General features: G+C 69.2%; 7 protein-coding genes. 5 read left to right on the forward strand and 2 right to left on the reverse strand.

What is annotated here, in order from left to right:
• Window positions 1–6: 6 nt before the first annotated feature.
• The 3 genes from dapA (at window position 7) to ACYVKX_RS17525 (ending at window position 2,643) form a co-directional block, all read left to right on the forward strand.
• Complete coding sequence (gene dapA / locus ACYVKX_RS17515; protein ID WP_460834954.1) at window positions 7–915, forward strand: 4-hydroxy-tetrahydrodipicolinate synthase; 909 nt, start codon at window positions 7–9, stop codon at window positions 913–915.
• A 61-nt stretch (window positions 916–976) separates the two neighbouring features.
• The gene (locus ACYVKX_RS17520; protein ID WP_460834955.1) at window positions 977–1,363 is read left to right on the forward strand and encodes an aldehyde dehydrogenase family protein; all 387 of its coding nucleotides are present in this window, start codon (window positions 977–979) and stop codon (window positions 1,361–1,363) included.
• A 101-nt stretch (window positions 1,364–1,464) separates the two neighbouring features.
• Window positions 1,465–2,643 (forward strand): M24 family metallopeptidase, encoded by a 1,179-nt coding sequence (locus ACYVKX_RS17525; RefSeq protein WP_460834956.1) that lies wholly within the window; start codon window positions 1,465–1,467, stop codon window positions 2,641–2,643.
• Here ACYVKX_RS17525 and ACYVKX_RS17530 read toward each other — a convergent pair.
• Complete coding sequence (locus tag ACYVKX_RS17530) at window positions 2,570–3,508, reverse strand: LysR family transcriptional regulator (protein ID WP_460834957.1); 939 nt, start codon at window positions 3,506–3,508, stop codon at window positions 2,570–2,572. The genes ACYVKX_RS17525 and ACYVKX_RS17530 overlap by 74 nt on opposite strands.
• 140 nt (window positions 3,509–3,648) lie before the next feature.
• On the opposite strand from ACYVKX_RS17530, the gene ACYVKX_RS17535 reads away from it, so the two are divergent.
• Both ACYVKX_RS17535 and ACYVKX_RS17540 read left to right on the forward strand, forming a co-directional pair.
• On the forward strand, window positions 3,649–4,830 hold the full coding sequence (locus ACYVKX_RS17535) for an NAD(P)/FAD-dependent oxidoreductase (RefSeq protein WP_460834958.1): 1,182 nt from the start codon (window positions 3,649–3,651) through the stop codon (window positions 4,828–4,830).
• Window positions 4,827–6,050, forward strand: a complete 1,224-nt coding sequence (locus ACYVKX_RS17540; protein ID WP_460834959.1) for an allantoate amidohydrolase — start codon at window positions 4,827–4,829, stop codon at window positions 6,048–6,050. The genes ACYVKX_RS17535 and ACYVKX_RS17540 overlap by 4 nt, the downstream gene beginning before the upstream one ends.
• A gap of 159 nt (window positions 6,051–6,209) precedes the next feature.
• Here ACYVKX_RS17540 and ACYVKX_RS17545 read toward each other — a convergent pair whose 3' ends face one another.
• The gene (locus tag ACYVKX_RS17545; RefSeq protein WP_460834960.1) at window positions 6,210–6,668 is read right to left on the reverse strand and encodes a cobalamin B12-binding domain-containing protein; all 459 of its coding nucleotides are present in this window, start codon (window positions 6,666–6,668) and stop codon (window positions 6,210–6,212) included.
• Window positions 6,669–6,790 lie beyond the last annotated feature (122 nt).

Here is a 6,790-nt window from a genome sequence, read left to right on the forward strand (position 1 = left end):
TCTGCCATGTTCCCCAGTCTGAGCGGCATCCTGTCCGCCCTCATCACACCGTTCGACAGCCAGGGTGCTCTCGACGAGGCCGCCCTGCGGCGAGTGGTCGACCGCAACATCGACGGGGGTGTCCACGGCGTCGTGGCCTGCGGTTCGACCGGAGAGTTCACCACCCTGAGCGGCGCCGAGCGCCGCCTCGTCGTCGAGACCGTGATCGACCAGACCGCGGGCCGCGTGCCGGTCGTCGCGCAGACCGGGGCGCAGTCCACCCCCGAGGCCATCGAGCTCTCACGGCACGCCGAGCAGGCCGGCGCGTCCGTGCTGATGGTGGTCACGCCCTACTACGAGCCACTGTCGCTCGAGGAGACCGAGCGCTATCTACGCACGGTCGCCGGCTCGGTGACCATTCCGGTGATGCTCTACAACCTGCCGGTGGCCACCGGGGTCAACATGACCCCGGAGCTCGTGGCCAAGCTCGCCCGCCAGGTCGAGAACATCCGGTACGTCAAGGACACCACCGGCGACCTCGCGCAGGCCGCCCAACTGATCCATCAGTACGGCGAGGTCGTCTCCACGTTCGTCGGGTGGGACGCTCTGCTGCTCGCCGCCTTGACCGAGGGCGCCGCGGGGGTGATGGCCGGGACGGCCAATGTCTTCGCGGCCGAGCTGGTCTCGATCCACACCGCCATTGTCGAACGCGACCTGGACCGGGCACGTCGCGAGTGGGATCACCTCTATCCCCTGATGAACGCCATCATGTCGGTGCCCTTCGTCTCGGCGGTGAAGGCCGCTCTCAACGCGATCGGAGGTGCGGTCGGCGATCCGAGGCTCCCCGTGCTTCCGCTCGAAGGCGAAGCGGCGGCCACGATCACCCAGCTGGCGACCGACCTCGTGTCGTCATCCCCCGACCCAGTCGTCCGCTGACCCGGCACCGCCGGCTGCGCGTGCGGTGACGACGGACCGACCCAAACACCAAGGAGCGCACATGTCCGTCACCGAACAGCCCTCGACCGCCGTACGGCGCCCGCAGACGACGTTCGACCGTTCCCTCCTGTCGCCTGCCGGGTGCTTCATCGACGGCTCGTTCCACGATGAATCGGGTGCGGCGATCCTCGACCCCGCCACGGAGGACGTGGTCGCGCGGGTCACCCAGGGACCGCCGAGGACGTCGACCACGCCGTCGAGGCGGCCAGGGCCAAGGAGACCCGTGGGCGCGGCCTGCACGCAGGAGGAGATCTTCGGTCCCGCGGTGACCGTGGAGACGTTCTCCGACGAGGACGAGGCGATCGCACGCGCCAACGAGGTGTCGTGGGGAGGCTTCAAGGGATCCGGCTACGGGCGCGACCTGTCGCTCTGTGCGCTGGAGAACTGATCCCGCACCAAGCATGTCATGCACCACACCACGGCCGCCGACCGCGAGACTCCGCGGCAACGACGGCAGGCAGCGGGGCCTATCCCCCGGGAGGAGGACCGATGACGATCGACGTCGTGGCGCTCACCACCGAACGCCTGATCCGAGCCCAGGAATGCATGCGGGCGGCGGGGCTGGCCGCCGCACTGCTCTTCGACCCGGCGAACGTCCGCTACGTGACCTGCGACGGCCAACACCTGGTCTTCAATCAACATTGCTGGTACCGGTGGGCGCTGGTCCTCGCCGATGACGAGCCTGTGCTCTGGGAGGGGTCCGATGAGAAGCACGTGAGTCGGTCGCGTTGGGGCGGAGAGATCCGTGATGCATCCGGGTTCAGCTACTTCGGGTCAGGACCGAACCGCGGACGCGATGCACGAAGCGCGATAGCCGAGGTGGTCTCCGAGCTCAGGGTGAGAGAGCTCCAGCACGAACCCCTCGGGGTCGATCGAGCCGAGGCCATCGCCTTCCTCGAGCTTGCCGCTCAGGGCGTTCACGTCGTGGACGCGGCACCGGTCTTCGAGACGGCTCGGGCGGTGAAGACACCTCTCGAGCTTGCCGTGCACCGCGACAACGCGCGGCTGGCCGACGACGCCGTCCGCGCCTTCCTCCCGGGCCTGACGCCGGGCAAGACCGAGAACGAGCTGTGGGGCGAGCTGGCGCGAGAGACCTTCGCGCGCGGAGCTCTCCATGCCGAGGCCAGGCTGCTGTGCTCGGGCCCGCGGACCAACCCGTGGATGCAGGAGGCCGGCCACCGAGTCGTCGAGAACGGCGACCTGGTCGCGTTCGATACCGATCTGGTGGGTCCGCACGGCTATCTGACCGACATCTCCCGGACCTACCTGTGCGGGGACCGGCCCGCCACGAAGGAGCAGCGCGAGGTGTACCGGGCTGCGTACACGTTCGTCCACGAGAGCCTTCCCGAGTTCCTGCCCGGCCGGAGCTTCGTCGAGCTGGGCGAGAAGCTCGGCGCCCGGATGTCCGACCAGTACGTCGAGCAGCGGTATCCGTTCATCGCGCACGGCTGCGGAGCCGTGGACGAGTACCCGGTCGTCAGGCTCGGCGACAACCATCCCGGCGTTCTCGAACCCGGCATGGTGATCAGCGTGGAGGGCTACATGGGGGCCATCGGGGGGACGGTAGGCGCCAAGTACGAGGAGCAGATCATCATCACCGACGGCGCGCCGGAACTGATCTCCCATGCCCCCGTGGACGACCGCCTCCTGGACGAGCCGCTTCGATGAGGGCCTGACGAAACAGCTCTGCGGCCGGCGTGACCTGCGATGTCCGGGCGATGCACATCACGGTTCTCGGCCGGGAGACGATCGGCACCACTCGAACGGCGCTCGGCACGAACCCCGCGACCGAAGCCGGCAGGAGTGTGAACCCCATGCCCGCGGCCACGAAGCCGAGCGCCGTCTCCTGGTGGACGACGCGCGCCCGGATGCGCGGGAACATCACGTCGTCGAAGATCGGCCGGATCTCCGCCACGAAGCCGGGGATGTCGCGTGCAGGGAAGAAGATCATCTCCTGCGCCGCCAACTCCTCGGGGGCTACCACGTCGTTGTCAGCCAGGGGATGGTCGCCCGGGACACACGCCACGATCTCCTCCTCGAACAATCGCTCGGTGGGCAGGTCCAAGGCCCCGGCTTCGCCCCGGACGAGCCCGATGTCGAGGGAGCGGTCATGGAGCCGGTCCACCTGTTCAGCGCTGGTCAGCGGCACCAGTTCGAGCTCCAGCTCCGGAGCAGTCTCCCGCGTCCGGCGAACCGCGTGGGGGAGGATGGAGTAGCTCGCCGAGCTGACGTACCCGACCCGTAGGTGCCCGGCCCGCCCCGCGGCCACGCGCTCGAGGTCGGCCGTCGCCTGGTCGACCTGGTCGAGGATCGCGGTCGCGCGCCGGTAGAGCTCGGCACCGACGGTCGTCAGCCGCACGCTTCGCGTGGTCCGCTCGAACAAGGGGAAGCCGACCTCACGCTCGATGCGCTTGATCTGGGCGCTCAGCGGCGCCTGCGACATCTGGAGCCGCTGGGCCGCCCGGCCGAAGTGCAGCTCCTCGGCGACGGCGACCACACACCGCAGCTGACGGATCTCCATCTGTTCACTCATCCCTGATTGTTCCGAACATGCACACAATAACGACCACATTGATATTGGACGGAAGCAAGACGAGACGGTTGTACTGATGCACGGACGGACGCGGTCCGTCCTCGACCAGAACTCTGAAGCCGCAGCGCAGGAGCATCATCATGACCGGATCCCGGACCATCGTGGTCGGCGGCGGTCTCATCGGGCTCTCGATCGCCCGCGCGTTGACCGCGCGCGGCGCGCGTGAGGTCCTCGTCCTCGAGCGGCACGGGCTGGCCGGGGGCGGCACCGGCAAGTCCAGCGGCATCGTCCGCGCCCACTACGGCGTGCCGTCGATCGCAGCGATGGCCTGGCGCAGCCTGCCCTGCTTCGAGAAGCTCGGCGACTCCGTCGGCTTCCGGCAGGTCGGCTACGCCGTCATCGTCGGCGAGGAGAACGTCGAACCCCTCACGGCCAACATAGCGATGCAACAGAGGCTCGGCATCGAGGTCGACCTCATCGACGACACCAGGCTGGCCGGGCTGTGGCCGATGATGAACGTCGGGGACGTCGCGCTGGCGTCGTACGAACCCAGGGGAGGCTTCGCCGACGCCACCCAGCTCGCCCTCCACTTCGGGCAGGTGGCACGAGATCGGGGAGCTCGGATCCGCCAGCACGCAGCCGTCGAGCGGATCCTGACCGGCGGCGACAAGGTCACCGGTGTGGAGCTCGACAGTGGCGAGGTCCTAGACGCCGACCGCGTGATCGTGGCGGCGGGTTGGTGGTCGGGAAGGCTGATGGCCGACCTGGGCATCGACTTCCCCGTCGAGGCATACCGTTCCGAGTTGATGATCGTCGACGCGGGTGAGCCGCTGCCGAACCTGCCCGTGGTCTCCGACCTGATCAGCCTGCAGTACTGCCGACTCGAGGGAGCGGGTCAGTTCCTCGTCGGCAACAGCGACCACACCGACTTCGAGAGGAAGCTCGTCGACCCCGACAGGTACTCCAACATCGCCACCGACGCGAGCATCGAGAAGTACGCCGAGAAGGTCCTGCACCGGTTCCCCGGCTTCCCCGACCCCTCGGTCACCCACACCTACGCCGGCGTCTACGACGTCGCGCCGGACTGGAACCCGGTGATCGCGCCGGTCAGCGAGGTGGCCGGACTCATCCTCTGCGCGGGCTTTGCGGGCCACGGCTTCAAGATCAGCCCCGCGGTGGGCGACCTGGTCGCCGACCTGGTCCTCGAGGGCGACAGCACCGAGCCTAACGTCCCTGCTGAGGACTTCCGCCTCGAGCGCTTCGCCGAGGGAAGGCCCTTGACCAGCCTCCACCCCTACGTCGGCGCAGGAGAGATGCGGTGACCGAGGCGCCCGCCGATACCGTCACCGGCCTCCTGGCCGAGATCGCCGACGTAGGCATCGACGCCGTTCGCGGCGGATACAGCCGACCTGTCCTCTCGGCCGCCGAGCGCGACCTGCGCACGTGGTTCGTCGACCATGCCGCCAAGCGGGGCCTCGAGGTGGAGAACGACCGCAACGGTCTCGTCTGGGCGTGGGATGCCCGCGGCGGCGACAGGGACGGCGCCGTCGTCACCGGCTCCCACCTGGACTCGGTTCCCGGAGGCGGCGCGTTCGACGGCCCGCTCGGCATCGCATCCGCACTCGTCGCCTTCGACGCGCTCGCGAGGCGCGGCACCTCGGGCCGCCCTCGCGCGATCGTGGTCTTCCCGGAGGAGGAGGGCTCTCGCTTCGGCCTCGCCTGCCTGGGCTCGCAACTCGTGACGGGCGCCGTCTCCCCCCAGCGAGCCCTGGGGCTGAAGGATGTCGACGGCATCACCTTCGCCGAGGCCTGCGCAGGGGCGGGCCTCGAGCCGGCCCACATGGGAGCGGCCCCCGAGGCGCTGGCCCGCATCGACACCTTCGTCGAGCTGCACGTCGAGCAGGGCCGACACCTCGCCGACGTCGACCGACCCGTCGCGGTCGCATCGTCCATCCTGGGACACGGCCGCTGGCGGATCACGATCCTCGGCGAGGGCAACCACGCGGGGGCAACGCCGATGTCCGACCGCCGCGACGCGACGGTCGCCGCGGCCCGGGTCATCGTCGCGGTCCAGTCCATCGCTCGACAGACGGCTCGAGCCCGGGCGACCGTCGGGCGGCTCGCCGTCACACCAGGTGGGACCAACGTCATCGCATCCCGGGCCGACCTGTGGCTCGACGTACGTCACCCGGACGACGCGGTAGTAGCTGCGCTGGTCGAGCAGATCGCACAGGCGGCAGCGAGTAGTGCCGCCGAGGAGGGCTGCACCGCCGCGCTGGCCAGGGAGTCCTACAGCCCCACGGTCGACTTCGACCCGCAGCTTCGCGACGACCTGGTCGGCGTACTGTCCGACGCGCCGGTCCTCGCCACCGGCGCCGGGCACGATGCCGGCGTGCTCAAGGAGCACGTCCGCACCGCCATGCTGTTCGTCCGCAACCCCACCGGCGTCTCCCACTCGCCCCAGGAGCACGTCGAGGACGTGGACGCGGAAGCCGGCGCCGTGGCCCTCGCCGACTGCCTCGAAAGGCTCATCGTTGGATGAGGAGCGTTCCGTGAGCCCGTCGACCGAGAGATCCGCTGCCCGAACGCTGTCCTGGACGCCGGCGGCGCAGACCGGCCGAGCGGCGCCCACCTACCTCGGCAGCTGCTCTCGCGGTGACGGCAGGCTCCCGCCCTGCCGGATGCGGCGAAGCGAGTGGTCTCAGCGGTGATCCCCTTGAACCGGTTCGAATTCCTCGAGCAGCCACGTCGTCGGCTCCGTCACGAGTCCTGGCGCCTCTCGTCGAGTCGGGTTCGGCCCAGCGTTGAGCGCGTGCCCGTTGGCCCGCAGTCGCTCGATCTCCTCACGCACGATCACGCCGCCCCCACCCCCGACCACGCGCACGTGCCCGGCCCCATGGGTGCGGAGCAACTCAACGAGGTACTCGAAGTACTCCACGTGACCACCCTGGTACGACGAGACCGCCACGCCCTGCACGTCCTCCTCGATCGCCGCATCGACAACCTCCTGGACCGAGCGGTTGTGCCCCAGGTGGATCACCTCGCACCCCTGCGACTGGAAGATCCGCCGCATGATGTTGATCGAGGCATCGTGGCCATCGAACAGACTCGCAGCAGACACGAGACGCACCGGGTGGCCCGGGACGTGGAGGTCGTGCATCGGCACTCCCAGGGGTCGACTGCCCAGATAGTAGGACGTCCAAGTATCTATTCTACCAGTGAGGCTCCGCCTCTGACCGCCGAGGATCGGGCTGGCCTGGGTGGGTTGCTGCGGCGCATCCT

Source organism: Nocardioides hungaricus (genome assembly GCF_054782915.1).

What these genes read in the sequence shown, in the direction of transcription:
- dapA (WP_460834954.1), top strand. Translation starts at nt 7, where the DNA reads ATGTTCCCCAGTCTGAGCGGCATCCTGTCCGCCCTCATCACACCGTTC.
- ACYVKX_RS17520 (WP_460834955.1), top strand. Translation starts at nt 977, where the DNA reads ATGTCCGTCACCGAACAGCCCTCGACCGCCGTACGGCGCCCGCAGACG.
- ACYVKX_RS17525 (WP_460834956.1), top strand. Translation starts at nt 1,465, where the DNA reads ATGACGATCGACGTCGTGGCGCTCACCACCGAACGCCTGATCCGAGCC.
- ACYVKX_RS17530 (WP_460834957.1), bottom strand. Translation starts at nt 3,508, where the DNA reads ATGAGTGAACAGATGGAGATCCGTCAGCTGCGGTGTGTGGTCGCCGTC.
- ACYVKX_RS17535 (WP_460834958.1), top strand. Translation starts at nt 3,649, where the DNA reads ATGACCGGATCCCGGACCATCGTGGTCGGCGGCGGTCTCATCGGGCTC.
- ACYVKX_RS17545 (WP_460834960.1), bottom strand. Translation starts at nt 6,668, where the DNA reads ATGCACGACCTCCACGTCCCGGGCCACCCGGTGCGTCTCGTGTCTGCT.